This window comes from Streptomyces sp. CRN 30, assembly GCF_034105845.1.
This window is the reverse complement of record NZ_JAVRHI010000121.1, coordinates 1-16,397: the sequence shown is the minus strand read 5'-3', so window position 1 is coordinate 16,397 and position 16,397 is coordinate 1. Positions and strand designations below refer to the sequence as shown.

The window sequence follows — 16,397 nt, the reverse complement described above, 5'->3', positions numbered from 1 at the left end:
CGAGGCGAGGACCGCGGCGTCGGCGAGCGCCCGGTGCGCGGCCCCGCGCCGCCCGGGGTCCGCGGTGGCCAGCACCGCGCGCCGGAGCAGCGGGCTGCGGAAGCTCAGCCCGCCCCCGGCGGACGCGGACCGCAGTTCGCCGGGCAGTTCCCGTTCCGTTGCCGCCTGCCCCCCGGCGGACGCCGGCCGGGGCCGGCCGGGCGGATCGGGCGCGTCCCCTTCCGGCTCCTCGGGCCGCCACCGCCGTACGGCGTCCCGGACCAGGCGGGCGTCGGCTTCCGGCGTCTCCGACGCCCGCAGGGCGGCCGCCACCGTCAGCAGCAGGTCCCGGGTGGCGCCGGAGAGGCCGGTGAGCGCCGGGCCCGCCACCGAGGCGAGGACCGCGGCGTCGGCGAGCGGCCCGGACGGCGGCCGGTGCCCGCTCAGTTCGGCGGCGGACAGCCGGCCGACCAGTGCGAGCAGCAGCGCCGGGTTGCCCTCGGCCTCGGCCAGCAGTTCGGCGCGTACGGCCGGGTCCACGGCGCCGTCGGTCACGTCGTCGAGGAGCGCGTCGGCCTGGGACGGCGTCAGCGGGTCCAGGTGGACGGCCGGCAGGGCGGCGAACTCCGCGTCGACGGGGCGGTGTCCGGCGACGGACAGCAGCAGGCCCACCCGGTCCGCGGCGGACAGCCGCCCGGCCGCGGCGCCGAGCGCCGCGCGCCCGGAGGCGCTCCACAGGTGGGCGTCGTCCACGCAGACCAGCAGCGCCTCGTCGCGCGCGGCGCCCCGGAAGGCGTCCAGCAGCGCCCGTGGCTCCACGAGGTCGGCCGGGCCCGCCCGCAGGTGCAGGACGGGCCCCGCGGTGAAGGCGCGGGCCGCCCACCGCAGCAGCGCGGTGCGGCCGAGTCCGGGTTCCCCGGTCACGACGAGTCCGGCGCTGTGGGTGCGCAGCCGGGTCAGGAGGGCGTCGACCGCCCGTCGTTGTGTGCTCCGCCCGTGCAGTGGCACCGCCGGACGTACGATCGTGTCTCCGGTCATTCCCGGGAGGTTACGCGCGCGTAACCAGAGGCGGAAGGGAAAGGTCCGCGGTGTCGGACGGGGCGTCGTCCCGCCCCACCTGCGCCTCCGACCGGCATGGACATGACCCGACGTGTGCCGCTGCCCAGCGGACGGGGCCCGCGCCCGTGCACGGGCACAACACCGGCACGGCACGGGCACGGCACGGCACCGGCGGCGGCCGCCGGGTGGGCGACCGCCGCCGATGCCGTGCCGTGTGGCGTCAGGAGGTGTGCGGGCAGTTGCCCCGGTACTCCTCGATGGTCAGGCTCGCCGACGGCAGCGGGCACAGGAACTGCTCGTAGCGGGTGTCGTTGTCGATGAACCGCTTGAGCCAGGAAACGCTGTACTTCGCGATCGTCGTGTTGGACGAGTTGGGCGAGAAGTGGGTCGCCGAGTTCAGCTCCAGGTAGGCGCGGTCGGTCGAGGACGGCAGGCTGGAGTAGAACGGCTCGGCGTGCGTGGCGACCGGCGCGACGGTGTCGCCGTCGGCGCCCACGACCAGCGTCGGCGTGGTCACCTCGGGCCAGGTCTTGTCGGTGTTCCAGGGGGTGAGCGGTATCGCGGCCTGGAGCGACGGCCGGTCCTTGGCCGCCTCCAGCGTTCCGCCGCCGCCCATGGAGTGGCCCATGACGCCGAGCCTGCCGCTGTCGATCCGGGTCCGTACGGTGCTGCGCTGGGTCAGGTAGTCCAGGGCGGCGAGGAGCTGTTCGCCCCGGGAGGCGGGCTGGTCGAGGGTGGTGTTGGTGTCGATGGTGAAGACCACGAAGCCCTGGGAGGCGAGGCGCGGGCCGAGCCAGGCCATCGAGGACTGGTACGCCGTGAAGCCGGGCGCGATCGCGACGGCGCCGAACGTGCCGTCGGCGGTGCTGGTCGGGTAGTAGATCGTGCCGCCGCCGAAGCCGGTGACGCCGAGCGAGGAGACGGACGTCTCCGACACGGCGTACGAGCCGCGCAGCGCCTCGATGCTGGACTGGGTGGGGGCCGGGCCGCGCTCGTAGGGGTTGTCGGCGGCCTGCGCGCCGGGACCGGTGAGCGTGGTCAGGCCGACGACGGCGGTGACCGCAGCCGCGCCGCCGGCGAGCCGCCGGCGGAGTCCGCGGGGCGCCCGGTGACCGGCGTGGGGGTTCGAGTGCACGACGAGTCGTCCTCTCTGTCGTGGTCGTGGCGACGGGCCCGGCCGGAGGAACGGCTCGGCCCCGGGACGTGTGGGGCGTCCGGGGCCACCGGCCGGATGTCGCCGATGGACTGGCCTGCCACTGTCGGCGCGCCGCGGGCCCGCGGGGATCGGCAATTTCACCGGTGTCGCGCGGACGGTCCCGGGAACGGGGAGGGGACCGGCGGTGGCGCCGAGGACGTGCGCGGCCCCGCCCCCTGTGGCACGCTCACCCTCGGCCGGCCCCGGCCGGACAGTGGCGTTCTCGGAGAGGCGGCGGCATGCGTATCGGACTGCTCGGCACCGGTCCCTGGGCGGACAGGGCCCACGCTCCCGCCCTGAGCCGGCACCCGGAGCTCGACTTCGCCGGGGTGTGGGGACGCCGCCCGGACGCCGCCGCGGAGCTGGCCGGACGGCACGGCACCCGGGCCTACGCCGACGTCGACGCCCTGCTGGCCGACGTGGACGCCGTCGCCGTGGCGCTGCCCCCGGCGGTCCAGGCCCCTCTGGCGGTGCGCGCGGCCCGCGCCGGGCGCCACCTGCTGCTGGACAAGCCGCTCGCGGTCACCCCGGAGGAGGGGCGTGCGGTGACGGCGGCGGTACGGGAGTCCGGGGTCGCCTCCGTCGTCTTCTTCACGGCCCGGTTCCACCCCGGAACGGAGGCGTGGATCGGCGAACAGGCCGAGCGCGGGGACTGGTTCACCGCGCGGGCCCAGTGGCTCGGGTCGGTGTTCAGCGGCGACAGTCCCTACGCCGCCTCCCCCTGGCGGCGCGAGAAGGGCGCCCTGTGGGACGTCGGCCCGCACGCCCTGTCCGTGCTGCTGCCGGTGCTCGGCGACGTACGGCGGGTGGCGGCGGCCACGCACGGTCCCGGTGACACCGTGCACGCCGTGCTGGACCACGCCGGGGGCGCGTCGAGCGTGCTGACGCTCAGTCTGACGGCGCCGCCCGCCGCCGCCGGTGTCGCGGTGGAGCTGCGGGGCGAGGCCGGGGTGACGCTGCTCCCGGAGGGGGCGGAGGGTCCCGTACCGGCCCTGGTACGGGCGGCCGACGCGCTGCTCACCGCCGTCCGCTCGGGCCGGCCGCACCCGTGCGACGCCGGGTTCGGGCTGCGGGTGACGGAGATCCTCGCCGCGGTGCAGGCACGGCTGGACGGCGACCGCGGGGAGGACGGCACCCCGGGCCGGGGCACGCCCGCCGCGGTCCGGTCGGCGGACCCGGCCGCCGGTCCGACGGCCCACCGGGCGGGTTAAGCAGCCCTTAAACGCCCATTAAGCCGTCCCTCGACGGCTTCCGCTTTCCCCAACTCCTCACACGATCAACCGATTTGGAACACGGCAGCGGCATTGGCCCCGTGCGCTCCACCGCCTAGCATCGGCCCCGCCTGAGAGCGCTCTCACACGTCTCTCGGGTGGTCGGCAAGAACCGCACGTCCTTCTGGAGGCCCCCCACATGACCGCTCGTCACCAGCGTCACCTCGGTCGCCGCAAGCTGCTCGTCGCCCTCGGCGGAGCGGTGGTGGCCGCGCCCGCCGTCGCCGCCATAGCCCCCCACGCCCTCGCCGACAACAGCGCGGACGGCACCGACGGTGCCGTCAAGGCGGCGGCCGGGACCCTGCCGCTGACCGTCGCCAACGAGACCGGCTCCTTCGGCAACGGCGACGTCCACCTCTACGTCGTGGGCAACGTCGACGGCAAGCAGGTGCGGCTCGCCGCGGACGGGACCGTGCAGCCGGTCGCCCTCTCCGACAACGGCGCCGACGGCTACACCGACTACGCCATCAGCCTCTCCGGCAGCGGCGAGACCCAGCTGTCGCTGCCGTACATGTCCGGCCGGATCTACGTCGCGCTCGGCGAGAAGCTGAAGTTCAAGGCGGTCACCGACGGCGCCGGGAACGCGGCGCTGCAGTACCCGGCCGGCTGGGTCTCCTCCGACCCGAACTACGGCGTGCTGCACGACTGCGCGGAGTTCACGTACAACTCCACCGGCATGTACTGCAACACCACCATGGTGGACATGTTCAGCGTGCCGATGGCCATCAGGCTGACCGGCGCGAAGGAGCAGACGACGGGGACCGTGCGGGCCGGCGGCCGGGCCTCGGTGTTCGAGGCGGTCCGGCAGGTGGAGGAGTTCGCGTCGCTGGTCGTGGACGACACCCGGGTGATCGCCCCCGGCCACGGCCTGGACGCCGGCCTCTTCCCCGCGGACTACTTCGCCCCGTACATCGACGAGGTGTGGAGCGCCTACACCGGCAAGGACCTCACCGTCACCACCAACGCGGGCACCTTCACCGGCCGGGTGCGCGGGGAGCGGTTCACCTTCACCGGGCCCGCCGAGGTGTCCTTCGCCAAGCCCTCCACCCGGGACGTGCTGTTCTGCGACGGCAACCTCGCCGCGCCGAACGACGGCACCACCGGCCCCGTCGCGGCGATCCTCGGCGCCGGTTTCAACCGCTCCACGCTGCTGTCCTCGGCCGCCCAGCCGACCACCGACCCGGCCGCCTTCTACGGCACCGAGCTGACCAACCACTACTCCAAGGCGGTGCACGCGGCCACCGAGGACGGCAAGGCGTACGGCTTCGCCTTCGACGACGTGGCCGACTTCGCCTCCTACATCCAGGACAACGCGCCCACCGGCATCCGGCTCACGCTCTCGGCCTTCTAGGGACGCCCCCGCTCCCCGGGGACGTTACGGTGATACCGGGATGTTCGGGACCGGTGTGCCGGGACCGAACCAGCGATCCGGACCCCGAGGAGCGTATCGATCATGTCGACACCACAGCCCGACGCCTCCCGGCCGTCCGGGACCGGCCCGGCCGACGACCGTGCCACCCCGGACGGCCTGCTGCACACCCGCAACGGAACCGAGGTGTCCCCCGAGGACCTGGTCCTCGCGGCCGGACGGGACCTCACCGAGGAGAACCTCGACTGGGCCCGGCGCAAGCTGGCCGAGGAGGGCCCGGCGGCCCTGGACAAGCTGCTGCCCTGATCCCCCCGGGGGGATCAGGGCAGCGGGCCGGGCGTGGCGGTCAGGGCCGTCCGTCCGGCCCCGGCAGTTCCGTCTCGTCCTCGATGACGTGTACGGCGGCCTCCTCCGCGCCGGCCGCCCCGCCGTCGATGCCGACGTCCTCGGCCACCGTCTCCTTGGTCCGGTCGGGGCCCAGCCCCTCGTCCGGGGCGACGAGGCGGCCGGCGCGGGCCGTGCCCGCCTCCGGGTCGACGGGCTCGCCCTCGCCGCCGGGGGTGTCGCCCACCCCGTCGCCGACGGGCGGCTCCACGTCGGGAACCTCCTGCTCCAGCCGCTGGTCCAGCGTCTCGCCGTCGTGCTGCTCGGCGGCGGTCGTCCCGTACTTGGTGACCCCGAGGGGCTTCTCCGGCGGGGAGTAGCCCTCGTCGAGGGTGTCGTCGTAGGTCCGCTCGCCGAGGGCGTCCTGCAGGTCCAGCGGCGCGGCGTCCTCCTGCTCCTCGTTGTCTCCGGTGGGCTGGTAGGCGTCGTCGGCCATCGGGTCAGTGCCCATCGCTGCCTCCCTCTCGCACTGCGTCGCCTCGGGCGTCTCGGTCTGCATTCGCGTTTCCCGTCAGGCGATCTTTAACCTCGCCGGCCACCCGATCGGCGCGCGAGCGCCTCCGGGGTCGGCGCGAGAGCCTTGGAGGTCAGTACGGCGCGGCCGGTCCGTCCGGGCGGGTCCGGCGCTGCTCGACCGTCGCGCGGGTCAGTTCTTCCGTCTCGGCCCCGGGGAGCCGCTCGAAGCCGTCCTCCGTGATGACCGAGACCACGGGGAAGATCCGCCGTGCGAGGTCCGGGCCGCCGGTCGCGGAGTCCTCGTCCGCGGCGTCCCACAGGGCGTGCAGCGCGGCCAGGGCCGCCTCGCGCCGGGACAGGCCCGGCCGGAACAGCTTCTTCAGGGCGCCGCGTGCGTAGGGGGAGCCCGATCCCTCCGCGTGGAAGCCGTCCTTCTCGTAGAGGCCGCCCGCCAGGTCGTAGGAGAAGACGCGGCCGCGGCCGCCGCCGGGTGCGGTGAGGTCGTAACCGGCGAGCAGGGGGACGACGGCGAGGCCCTGCACGGCCTGGCCCGTGTTCTGCCGGATCATGGTCGCGAGCCGCGTCGCCTTGGCCCGCAGGGTAGGTTGCCCATGGTGGCCCTGCGGTCGCCGGCGATCAGCACGCCGTCGCCGTCGGGCAGGACCCGGCGGGTGCTCAGCAGTCCGGGGCGGTGAGCCGCCAGGAACTCGGCGAAGGACGAGGTCCCCGGTCCTACCTGGCGCCGCCGGGCCGTAAACGTGTGCGGGCGGCCGTCAGCGAGGGGCCACCAGGACCCGCAGGTCACCGATGCGGTGCGGGGTCCAGTCACGGGCGTACCGGGGCGGGCTGCCGTGCGGGGTGGTGAGGGCGGCGACCGGGACGCGGCGGGCGGTGCGCTCGACGGCGGCCGGGGTGGTGTTCTCGTTGTGGCCGGCGGTGTTGCCCGAGGAGCAGCCGGTGTAGTAGGCGATCGGGATGGCCTCGTGGCCGGTGAGCAGGCAGGGCGGGCGGACGCCGAGCGCGTGCAGGGCGTCGGCGGTGCGGGCCCAGTCCTCGCGGCTCGCGGTGGTGCGGTCGACGGTGCGTTCCAGGACGGTGTACTGCGCCGCCAGGTGTCCGGCGAGCGCGAGCCCGGCCAGGACGGTCACCGCCGGGCGCCACCGGCCGGCGGTGGTGACGACCAGGCCGCGCAGGCCGTCGGCGACCGGGATCGCGAGCAGCGCGTAGGCGGGCTGGAGGAAGCGCGGTGCCGCGTAGCCGATCAGGAACAGGTAGGGGAAGGCAGCGGTCGCGGCGCAGGCCAGCGGCAGCAGGGTGCGGGCGGCGCGGCCCGCGCGCACGGCGACGGCCAGGGCGAGGACGGCCAGCAGCGGCAGCGCGAACCACCACAGGGTCACCGCGGTGGGCGGCATCGAGCCGGTGCAGGGGCGGCACAGGGCACGGCCGCCCAGGCTGCGGAGCTGGTCGTCGACGGCGATCTGCCAGCCGAGGCCGCCCTGGACGCGGGACGCCTCGTGCAGCCGCTCGCCCAGGCCGCCGTACCAGAGGTACGCCTCGACGGCCCACTCCACGCCGCCGGTCGCGAGGCCGCCCGCGAGGGCGAGGAGGAGCCGTCCGTGGCGCCGCCACAGGGCGACGGCCAGCAGCGGTACGCCGATGTAGACGGCGTCCGTCGGCCGCATCCACGCCATCAGCGCGGCGCCGCCCGCCACGCCCCACAGGGCGCCGCGGGCGGCGGGGTCGGCGCGGACCCGCAGGAAGCAGCCGACGCAGGCCAGGGCGCCGACGGCGACCCAGTAGTTGGGCATGGCCTGCGGGCCGTAGAAGAGGGTGATCCACAGGGTGGCGAAGAGGGCGCCGCCGGTGGCGAGGACACCGGCCGGGAAGAGGCCGCGCCAGGCGCGCAGGGCCAGCCAGAGGCCGAGGCCGGAGAGGAGGGCGAACCAGACGCGCAGGAGTTCCGTGGACGACGACCAGGAGGCGACCGGCGCGGCCAGCAGCGACGGGCCGCGGGAGCGCGGGGCGCTGAAGAACGCGGCCGGGGTGTGGCCGGTGACCTGGCTGACGTAGACGATCTCGTCCCAGCCCAGGCCCAGGCCGGGCCGGACGAGGAGGAGCTGGGCGACGGTGAAGGCGCCGGCGACCGCCGCGAGCAGGGCGGTGCCGGGCGCGCGCCGGGCGGTGCGGTCCACCGTCGCCGGCGCGCGTGGCGGCACGCCGTCGAGGACGGCGTTCGTGCTGTCGGCCATGCGTACCCCGAGCCGTGGTCCGTGGCGGTCCGTAGCGGTCCGCTGCGGTCTGTTGCGGGAACTCCGGGAGGATTCCGGGAGAACACGGTCAAGCTAACCCGGGTGTCCGGGGCCCGCAGGGCGGAATACGGCCAGTCGCCGGGGCGGGGTCAGTGGGCGTGCGGACGGCGGTGCGGGGGCTGCTCGGGCTCCGGGCGCGGGGGCAGGTCGGGGATGACGCGGCCGACGGGTCCGTCCCCGTCGAGGGTGAACCGGGTGCCGTGGTGGCCGATCTCCAGGGGAGGCCCGGAGAGCAGGGTGTACGTCGCCTTGCCGCCGCTGATCTCCACGCGCAGGCACCGGCCGCGGAACTGGAGCCGGAAGGCGAGACCGCTCAACTTCTCCGGCAGGCGCGGCGCGAACCGCAGCGTGTCGCCGTCGCGGCGGGTGCCGCCGAACCCGGCGACCAGCGCCATCCAGGTGCCGGCCAGGGAGGCGATGTGCAGTCCGTCGCGGGTGTTGTGCTCCAGGTCCGCGAGGTCCATCAGGGCGGCCTCCGAGGCGTAGTCGTAGGCCAGGCGGAGGTGGCCCGTCTGGGCGGCGACGACGGCCTGGCAGCACGCGGAGAGCGAGGAGTCGCGGACGGTGAGCGGCTCGTAGTAGGCGAAGTTGCGGGCGATCTGCTCCTCGTCGCAGTGGGCGTCGAACCAGGTGCCGCAGGTGTACATCGCGAGGACCAGGTCGGCCTGTTTGATCACCTGCTTGCGGTAGAGGTCGAAGTAGGGGAAGTGCAGCATCAGGGGGTACTGGTCGGCGCCGGTGCGGGCGAAGTCCCAGCGCTGGTGGCGGGTGAACCCGGCGTGCTGCTCGTGGACGCCGAGTTCCTCGTTGTACGGGATGTGCACGGAGTCGGCGGCGTCCCGCCAGGTGGCGCTCTCCTCCTCGTCGACGCCGAGCCCGGCCGCCTCCTCCGGGTAGCGCTCGCAGACGTCGGCGGCGGCCAGCAGGTTCGAGCGGGCCATGAGGTTGGTGTACAGGTTGTCGTCCGCGACGGCGCTGTACTCGTCGGGGCCGGTGACGCCGTCGATGTGGAAGACACCGTGCGGGTCGTGGTGGCCGAGCGAGCGCCACAGGCGGGCCGTCTCCACCAGCAGTTCCAGGCCGGTGTCGCGTTCGAAGCGGGTGTCGCCGGTGGCCGCCGCGTACCGGACGGCGGCGTGCGCGATGTCGGCGCCCACGTGGAAGGCGGCGGTGCCGGCCGGCCAGTACGCCGACCCCTCCGAGCCGTCGATGGTCCGCCAGGGGAAGGCCGCGCCGCGCAGCCCGAGCTGGGCGGCGCGGTCCCGGGCGGCGGGCAGGGTGTCCTGGCGCCAGCGCAGTGCCTCGGCGACGGCCTTGGGTTCGGTGTAGGTCAGCACCGGGAGGACGAACATCTCGGTGTCCCAGAAGGCGTGTCCGTCGTATCCGGAGCCGGTCAGTCCCTTGGAGGGGATGGCCCGCTGCTCGGCGCGGGCGCCCGCCTGGAGGACGTGGAACAGGCCGAAGCGGACGGCCTGCTGGATCTCCTCGTCGCCGTGCACCTCGACGTCGGCACGCGCCCAGAAGTCGTCGAGGTAGGCCTTCTGCTCGGCGACGAGGCCGTCCCAGCCGCCGTGCCCCGCGGCGGCCAGCGCGGCCTCCACCTGGTCGCCCATGGCGGGCAGGGAGCGGGCGCCGGACCAGCCGTGGGCGACGGTCTTGCGCACCCTGAGGCGCTGCCCGGCCTCCAGGACGGAGGTGACGGTCAGCCGGGCCACGTCCACGTTGGACTCGCTGCTGGTGGCGGTGGACTCGGGGCCGTCCACCTCGTGGTCGGCGGCGACGGCGACCCTGAGGCCGCTGCGGCGGGTGCGGTGGACCAGACGCAGCCGGGCGCCGAGAGCCTGGTGCTCCTCGGGTTCCAGCGGGGACTTGAGGGCTTTGGCGGCGCGCGGGTCGCCGTTGGGGTCGGGCAGGCTCTCGTTGGCGACCAGTTCGGACTGGATGACGACGCGGGTGCGGCCGTCGACGGCCTCGACCTCGTAGTCGACGGCGGCGATGGCCCGCTGGGTCAGGGAGACCAGCCGGGTGGAGCGCACCCGGACGGTCGAACCCGCCGGGGAGATCCACTCGCAGACCCGTTCGAGGACGCCGCGGCGCAGGTCCAGGTTGCGTTCGTGGTGGACGAGGCGCCCGTAGCGCAGGTCGAAGGGTTCGTCGTCGACGAGCAGCCGCAGCAGTTTGCCGTTGGTGACGTCGATGACGGTCTGGCCGGACTCGGGGTAGCCGTAGCCGGCCTCGGCGTAGGGCAGCGGGTGGAGTTCGTGGACGCCGTTGAGGTAGGTGCCGGGCAGTCCGTGCGGTTCGCCCTCGTCGAGGTTGCCGCGCCAGCCGACGTGTCCGTTGGAGAGCGCGAAGACGGACTCGCTCTGCGCGAGGAGGTCGAGGTTCAGCTCGGTCTCGCGGACGGACCAGGGCTCGACGGCGTACGTGCGGTTGGTGATCACTTGTCGGCCCCCTCCGTCAGCTCGGCGAGGTCGTCCACGACGCGGTCGGCGCCGTGGGCGTACAGCGCGGTCCGCTGGCCGACGCGGTCGACGCCGACGACGTACCCGAAGTGACCGGAGCGGCCGGCGTCCATGCCGGCCAGGGCGTCCTCGAAGACGGCGGCGCGGGACGGTTCGACGCCGAGGTCGCGGGCGGCGGCGAGGAAGGTGTCGGGGCGGGGTTTGCCCGGCAGGTCACGTTCCCTGGCGACGACGCCGTCGACCCGGGTGTCGAAGAGGCGTTCGGCGTCGATGGAGCGCAGGACGTCCACGGTGTTGGCGCTGGAGGAGACGATGGCGGTGCGCAGTCCCGCGGCGCGTACGGCCTCGATGTAGCGCAGGGTGCCGTCGTACGCCTCGACGCCGTCGGTGCGGATCTTCTCCAGCAGCAGCTCGTTCTTGCGGTTGCCGACGCCGTTGACGGTCCCCGCGTCCGGCGGGTCGTCCGGATCGCCCTCGGGCAGCTCGATGGAGCGGGAGGCGAGGAAGGTGCGCACCCCGTCCGCGCGGGGCCGGCCGTCGACGTACTCGTCGTAGTCCGCGTCGGTGAAGGGCCGGAAGTCCGCCCCGTCCCGTTCGCGCAGGAACGAGTCGAAGGTCTCCTTCCAGGCCGCGGCGTGCACCACCGCCGTCCTGGTGACGACTCCGTCGAGGTCGAAGAGACAGGCCTGGATGTCCGCGGGGATACCGAGCTGCGTGTTCATGACGTCACAGTTCCCCGTTCCCGCACCTCCCATCGGGTGGTCCCTGCCACAGGGGTTCCGCGGGGGCGGTGACACACTCGGACGGTGCCGCTGACTTTCGACGACCTCCTGGCCCGCGCCCGTTCCCTGCGCCGGGAGGGCGGGCGCGCGCTCCTCGGCATCGCGGGCAGTCCCGGCGCGGGCAAGACGACCCTCGCCGAGCACCTGGTGCGGGAGCTGAACGCGGACGCGGTCGTGCCGTGGGCCGCGCACGTCCCGATGGACGGCTTCCACCTCGCCGACGCCGAACTGGTCCGGCTGGGCCGCCGGGACCGCAAGGGCGCGCCGGACACGTTCGACGCGGCCGGGTACGCGGCGCTGCTGCGGCGGCTGCGGGCGGACACGCCGGACGAGGTGGTGTACGCGCCGGGGTTCGAACGGGTGCTGGAGCAGCCGCTCGCCGGGGCGGTGCCGGTGGATCCGACGGCCCGGCTCGTGGTGACGGAGGGCAACTACCTGCTGCTGGACGGCGGCGCCTGGCCGCGGGTCCGGGCCCTGCTGGACGAGGTGTGGTTCTGCGCGCCCGACGACGAGGAGGAGCGGGTGCGGCGGCTGATCGCCCGGCACGAGGAGTTCGGCAAGCCGCACGCGGAGGCGGTGGCGTGGGTGCGGCGGTCGGACGAGCCCAACGCCCGGCTGGTCGCGGCGGGCCGCGGCCGGGCGGACCTGGTGGTGCCGGGGTCGGCGCTGCCGCGGCTCCGGCGGGACTGAACCCCGCCTGTCTCCGGTCCGTATGCCTGGGCACGGTGGAGGATCCGCCGTACGGCACACACGGACCGGGGGCGGGGCGGGGGCGTGGGGCGGACGGGGACGCGGGAGCGGACGGGACCGCGGGGGCGGCGCGCGGCGGTGGCGGTACTGGTCGCCGTACTGCTGTCGCAGATGGGCGCGGTGATGGTGACGACGGCCGTGCGGCAGACGCCGACCGTCGACGAACCGGTGTACGTGGGGGCCGCCGCCGATCAGCTCCGCACGCACCGGCTGCGCTACAACCCCGAGCATCCGCCGCTCGGGAAGCTGGTCATCGGCGTCGGCGTGGCGCTCGCCGGCCCGCGCGTCGACACCTCGTTCCGGGGTGATCAGGGGCAGCTGGGCCGGCACCTGCTCTACGAGTCGGGGAACGACCCCTGGCGGCTGATGCTGTGGGCGCGGCTGCCGGTGATCGTGCTGACGCTGCTGTTCGGGCTGGTGGTGTTCGCCTTCGCGCGGGAGCTGGCGGGCGCGGCGGCGGGGCTGCTCGCGCTGGCCCTGTACGCCTTCTCCCCCGATGTCGTCGCGCACGGCTCGCTGGCGACGCTCGACGTGCCGGCGGCCGGTCTGCTGCTGACGTCGGTGTGGCTGGTGTGGCGCGGGCGGTGCCGTCCGTGGCGGTGGCTGCCGCTCGCCGGGGCGGCGCTCGGGGCGGCCCTGGCCACCGGGATGACGGCGCTGGCGGCGGTGCCACCGGTACTGCTGCTGGCCGGCTGGTCGGCGTGGCGGGGCTTTGTCGCACGGGACCGCCGGTCGCGGGTGCTGCGGGCGGTGGCCGTGACGGCCGTGGTGGCGGTGGTCGCGGTCGCCGTGGTGTGGGCGGTGTACCTGGCGGTCGACCCGCGGCTGCGGTGGGAGCCGGTGCGGCCGGTGCCCGAGGTGCGCGGCAGGCGGGGGGCGGCGGCCGGGCTGCTGCCGTTCCCGGAGGCGTACCGGGACGGGATGCGGACGCAGTTCGCGCTGGAGTACCGGCCCTGGGAGACGTACCTGTTCGGCCGGGTGCGCGCCACGCCGCTCTGGTACTACCTTCCGGTGGCGCTGCTGGTGAAGACGCCGCTGGGGATGCTCGCCCTGTGGGCGGCGGGCTGCGTCGCCGTGCTGTCGGTGCGGCGGCTGCGGCCCGCCGCACCGTACCTGCTGCTGCCCGCCGCCGTGCTGCTGGCCGCGGCGCTGCCGGGCGCGCGCAACCTCGGCACCCGCTACGCGGTGTTCCTGCCGATGTTCCTGTCGGTGGCGGCGGGGTGCGTCGTGGCCGTGCGGACGCGCTGGACGCGTGCGGCGGCGGGGGTGCTGGCGGCGTTCGTCGCGGTGAGTTCGCTGCGCGCCTTCCCGTACTACCTGCCGTACTCCAACGAGGCGTTCGGCGGCCCGGCCCGCACCCGGCTGGTGCTGCACGACTCCAACGTGGACTGGGGGCAGGATCTGGGCCGGCTCGCGGAGCGGCTGCGGACGCGGTACCCGGGCGAGCGGGTGTGGCTGGTGTACAAGGGCAGCGGGGTGCCGTCGTTCTACGGGATCGAGGCGGCGGACCCGCGCGCGGTGCCCGTCCGCCGGGTGCGGGGGCTGCTGGTCGTGTCGGACTCGGCGGCGGCGAAGGCGCGGGGCCGGCTGGCCCGGCTGCTCGACGGCAGCCGTCCGGTGGACGACGTGGGCCACTCGATCACGGTGTACCGGCGGTGACGGGTACCGACGAGTGACGGATACCGACGGTCACGGGCGGGCTGGTCGAACGCGGTCAGCCCGCCGCGTGCGGGAACGCCTTCACGCTCACGTGCGGCATGACGCGGCTGGTCACGCTGTAGCGGCCGTTGGGCAGGTCCCGGGCCTTGGCGATGTGCACCGCCAGCGGGCCCGCCCACTCGTAGCCGTGGCGCTCGGCGTGCCGGACCAGGCTGTCGGTGATGGCCTGCCCGACCCGACCGCCGCGGCGGTCCAGCTCGTCGTGGACCTCGTCGGCGAGGGCGATGTCGTAGGCGTTGGGGACCAGGACACGGCCCTCGGAGCAGACGACGGCGTTGCTGTCGCACTCGGTGCGCAGCGCGTCGAGGAGTTCGACGGGCTCCTTGTCGAAGACCCGTGCCCACATCGCTCCCCAGCGGCTCTCCAGTGCTTGTTCGAGAGCGCTCAGTGCGCCCATGCGGCCTCACCTGCCGGAGTAGTGGGGACGGTTGCTGACTTCGACGTGTGCACCGCTCGGCCGACGTCAAACCTCGCCGCGTCGGCCGTACGCGCTTTTCGGCCGCGCCCGGGTGCCCGGCCGGGGCGTGTGCGACGGGCGGAGGCGTGCCGGGCGGGTCATGATCTGTGCGGGTGGGAGAACGGGAGGCGTGCACCGTGCACTGGCTCTTCGGTGACCAGCTCGGGCCTCATTTCCTCGGACCGGACGAGGGCGGGCCCGGCCGCGACACACCCCTGCTCATGATCGAGTCCCGTGCCGTGTTCCGGCGCCGCCGCTTCCACCGGGCCAAGGCGCACCTGGTGCTGTCCGCGATGCGCCACCGGGCGGCCGAACTCGGCGACCGGGTCACCTACGTCCGCGCCGACACCTACCGCGAGGGGCTGGAGCGCGCCGCGGGCGGGCGTCCGGTCACCGTGCGCCACCCCACCTCGTACGCGGCGCTGCGGCTGGTGCGTGCCCTGCCCGGCGTGACGGTGGGCGCCGCGCGGGGCTTCCTGGTGCCGACGGCCCGGTTCGCGCGGTGGGCGGACGGCCACGGCGGGAAGCGGCTGCGGCAGGAGGACTTCTACCACTGGGTGCGCCGCGAACACGGCCTGCTCATGGACGGCGACGCGCCCGCCGGGGACCACTGGAACCTGGACCACGACAACCGGGAACCGCCGCCGCACGACCCCACGCTGGAGGTGAAGGCGCCGTACCGGCCGCGCGAGGACGAGATCGACGACGAGGTCCGCCGCGACCTCGACCGCTGGGAGCGGGAGGGTGACGTCCGCTTCGTCGGCCGGGACGGGCCCCGCCGGTTCCCCGCGACCCGCGCGGAGGCGCTGCGCGCCCTGCGGCGCTTCGTGGAGCACCGGCTCGCCACGTTCGGCCCGTACGAGGACGCCATGCTCGCCGCCGATCCGGTCATGAGCCACAGCCTGCTCTCCTCCTCCCTCAACCTCGGCCTGCTCGACCCCGCCGAGTGCGTCGAGCGGGCGGAGGCGGCGTGGCGCGCGGGCCGGGCGCCGCTGAACAGCGTGGAGGGCTTCGTCCGGCAGATCGCGGGCTGGCGGGAGTACGTCTGGCAGCTGTACTGGTACTTCGGCGAGGAGTACCGGCGCTTCAACGAGCTGCGACACACCGCCGCGCTGCCCGAGTGGTGGACCGAGCTGGACGCGGACGCCGTCCGGGCCAACTGTCTGCGCACCGTGCTGGCCCAGGTGCGCGACACCGGGTGGACCCATCACATCCCGCGGCTGATGGTGCTCGGCAGCCACGCGCTCCAGCGGGGCTGGGACCCCGCCGCGGTGACCGACTGGTTCCACCGCTGCTTCGTCGACGGCTACGACTGGGTGATGGTCCCGAACGTCGTCGGCATGTCCCAGTACGCCGACGGCGGCCGGATGACGACCAAGCCGTACACGTCGGGCGGCGCCTATGTGCACCGCATGAGCGATCTGTGCGGCGGCTGCGACTACCGGCCCGGCGACCGGACCGGGGACCGCGCGTGTCCCTACACGGCGGGGTACTGGGCCTTCCTCGACCGGCACCGGGAGCGGCTGGCGGGGAACCAGCGCGTCGCCCGTCCGGTGCGGCAGCTGGACCGGCTGGCGGACCTGGACGACGTACGGAAGCAGGAGCGGGCCCGGGGCGACGCGCCGCCGTGACAGCCGCGCGGACGCGAAATCCGCGCGGACGCGACACCGCGTGGACGTGACACCCGCTCCGGCGGGGCGCATCCGCGGCGGCGCCGGTCGCCGAAAGACTGTCGCACGGGCCATCGGAAGCAGACCGGTGCGGAACGATGCGAAACGATGCGGAACGACGCAGAACGACAGGGAAGAAGGGGTCGCGTATGCCTGGACCACCGCAGGCGGTGGCCGCACCGCCCGGGGGCGTCGACGAGGCGCTCACCGCCGCCGACGCCCCCCGGGCGGTCGAAGCCGTCCTGGAACGGGTCCTCGACGCGCGGCTGCGTCATGCCCGTACCGTCGATCCCGTCCACGCCCGGGACGTGGCCGAACGGCTGGCCCTGCTGGTCAGGCGCGGCGGCCGGCGGCTGCGTACGGCGTTCGCCTGCTGCGGCTGGCGGGCGGCGGGCGGCTCGGGGGACGCCACCGCCGTCCTGCGCACGGGCGCGGCGCTCGAACTGCTCCAGGCGTGCGCCCTGGTGCACGACGATGTCATGGACGGGTCGGCGCGGCGGCGGGGCGCCCCGGCGCTCCACGTGGAGCTGGC

13 protein-coding genes and 2 pseudogenes are annotated in these 16,397 nt (G+C 74.9%); 7 read left to right on the top strand and 8 right to left on the bottom strand.

Annotated features, from left to right (window positions below):
- Nucleotides 1-1,017: pseudogene (locus UW392_RS11615) on the bottom strand (LuxR family transcriptional regulator); the annotation flags it as partial.
- Nucleotides 1,018-1,258: 241 nt separating this feature from the next.
- A complete protein-coding gene (locus UW392_RS11610) occupies nucleotides 1,259-2,173 on the bottom strand; it encodes an alpha/beta hydrolase (RefSeq protein WP_320774848.1) in 915 nt (304 codons plus the stop codon).
- Nucleotides 2,174-2,472: 299 nt separating this feature from the next.
- Between UW392_RS11610 and UW392_RS11605 the strand changes: the two genes are divergently transcribed.
- From UW392_RS11605 to UW392_RS11595, 3 genes are all read left to right on the top strand, one after another.
- Entirely contained in the window at nucleotides 2,473-3,444 is a 972-nt protein-coding gene (locus tag UW392_RS11605; RefSeq protein WP_320774847.1) for a Gfo/Idh/MocA family oxidoreductase, read from the top strand.
- Nucleotides 3,445-3,643: 199 nt separating this feature from the next.
- Entirely contained in the window at nucleotides 3,644-4,855 is a 1,212-nt protein-coding gene (locus tag UW392_RS11600; RefSeq protein WP_320774846.1) for a glycoside hydrolase family 64 protein, read from the top strand.
- A gap of 102 nt (nucleotides 4,856-4,957) precedes the next feature.
- The gene (locus tag UW392_RS11595) at nucleotides 4,958-5,179 is read left to right on the top strand and encodes a hypothetical protein (RefSeq protein WP_320774845.1); all 222 of its coding nucleotides are present in this window, start codon (nucleotides 4,958-4,960) and stop codon (nucleotides 5,177-5,179) included.
- A 40-nt stretch (nucleotides 5,180-5,219) separates the two neighbouring features.
- Here UW392_RS11595 and UW392_RS11590 read toward each other — a convergent pair whose 3' ends face one another.
- The 5 genes and pseudogenes from UW392_RS11590 to UW392_RS11570 all read right to left on the bottom strand — a co-directional run bounded on the left by UW392_RS11590 (nucleotide 5,220) and on the right by UW392_RS11570 (nucleotide 11,209).
- On the bottom strand, nucleotides 5,220-5,708 hold the full coding sequence (locus tag UW392_RS11590) for a DUF5709 domain-containing protein (RefSeq protein WP_320774844.1): 489 nt from the start codon (nucleotides 5,706-5,708) through the stop codon (nucleotides 5,220-5,222).
- Between the two features lie 136 nt (nucleotides 5,709-5,844).
- Nucleotides 5,845-6,416: pseudogene (prcB, locus tag UW392_RS11585) on the bottom strand (proteasome subunit beta).
- A gap of 70 nt (nucleotides 6,417-6,486) precedes the next feature.
- Nucleotides 6,487-7,962: a hypothetical protein gene (locus UW392_RS11580; RefSeq protein WP_320774843.1), complete on the bottom strand. Its 1,476-nt coding sequence runs from the start codon at nucleotides 7,960-7,962 to the stop codon at nucleotides 6,487-6,489.
- A gap of 149 nt (nucleotides 7,963-8,111) precedes the next feature.
- Nucleotides 8,112-10,466: a glycoside hydrolase family 65 protein gene (locus tag UW392_RS11575; protein WP_320774842.1), complete on the bottom strand. Its 2,355-nt coding sequence runs from the start codon at nucleotides 10,464-10,466 to the stop codon at nucleotides 8,112-8,114.
- Nucleotides 10,463-11,209 carry a beta-phosphoglucomutase family hydrolase gene (locus UW392_RS11570; protein WP_320774841.1) on the bottom strand — a complete coding sequence of 249 codons (747 nt, stop codon included), beginning with the start codon at nucleotides 11,207-11,209 and terminating at the stop codon, nucleotides 10,463-10,465. The genes UW392_RS11575 and UW392_RS11570 overlap by 4 nt, the downstream gene beginning before the upstream one ends.
- Before the next feature lie 84 nt (nucleotides 11,210-11,293).
- Between UW392_RS11570 and UW392_RS11565 the strand changes: the two genes are divergently transcribed.
- The gene (locus UW392_RS11565; RefSeq protein ID WP_320774840.1) at nucleotides 11,294-11,959 is read left to right on the top strand and encodes a nucleoside/nucleotide kinase family protein; all 666 of its coding nucleotides are present in this window, start codon (nucleotides 11,294-11,296) and stop codon (nucleotides 11,957-11,959) included.
- Between the two features lie 171 nt (nucleotides 11,960-12,130).
- Nucleotides 12,131-13,678: a phospholipid carrier-dependent glycosyltransferase gene (locus tag UW392_RS11560; RefSeq protein ID WP_320774849.1), complete on the top strand. Its 1,548-nt coding sequence runs from the start codon at nucleotides 12,131-12,133 to the stop codon at nucleotides 13,676-13,678.
- 55 nt (nucleotides 13,679-13,733) lie between these two features.
- On the opposite strand, the gene UW392_RS11555 is transcribed toward UW392_RS11560, so the two are convergent.
- The gene (locus UW392_RS11555; RefSeq protein ID WP_320774839.1) at nucleotides 13,734-14,135 is read right to left on the bottom strand and encodes a DUF3662 domain-containing protein; all 402 of its coding nucleotides are present in this window, start codon (nucleotides 14,133-14,135) and stop codon (nucleotides 13,734-13,736) included.
- Nucleotides 14,136-14,332: 197 nt separating this feature from the next.
- Here UW392_RS11555 and UW392_RS11550 point away from each other — a divergent pair, with 197 nt between their 5' ends.
- Nucleotides 14,333-15,826, top strand: a complete 1,494-nt coding sequence (locus UW392_RS11550; protein ID WP_320774838.1) for a cryptochrome/photolyase family protein — start codon at nucleotides 14,333-14,335, stop codon at nucleotides 15,824-15,826.
- 188 nt (nucleotides 15,827-16,014) lie between these two features.
- Nucleotides 16,015-16,397, top strand: a 383-nt coding sequence (locus UW392_RS11545; protein ID WP_320774837.1) for a polyprenyl synthetase family protein, incomplete at its 3' end; no start/stop codon positions are given.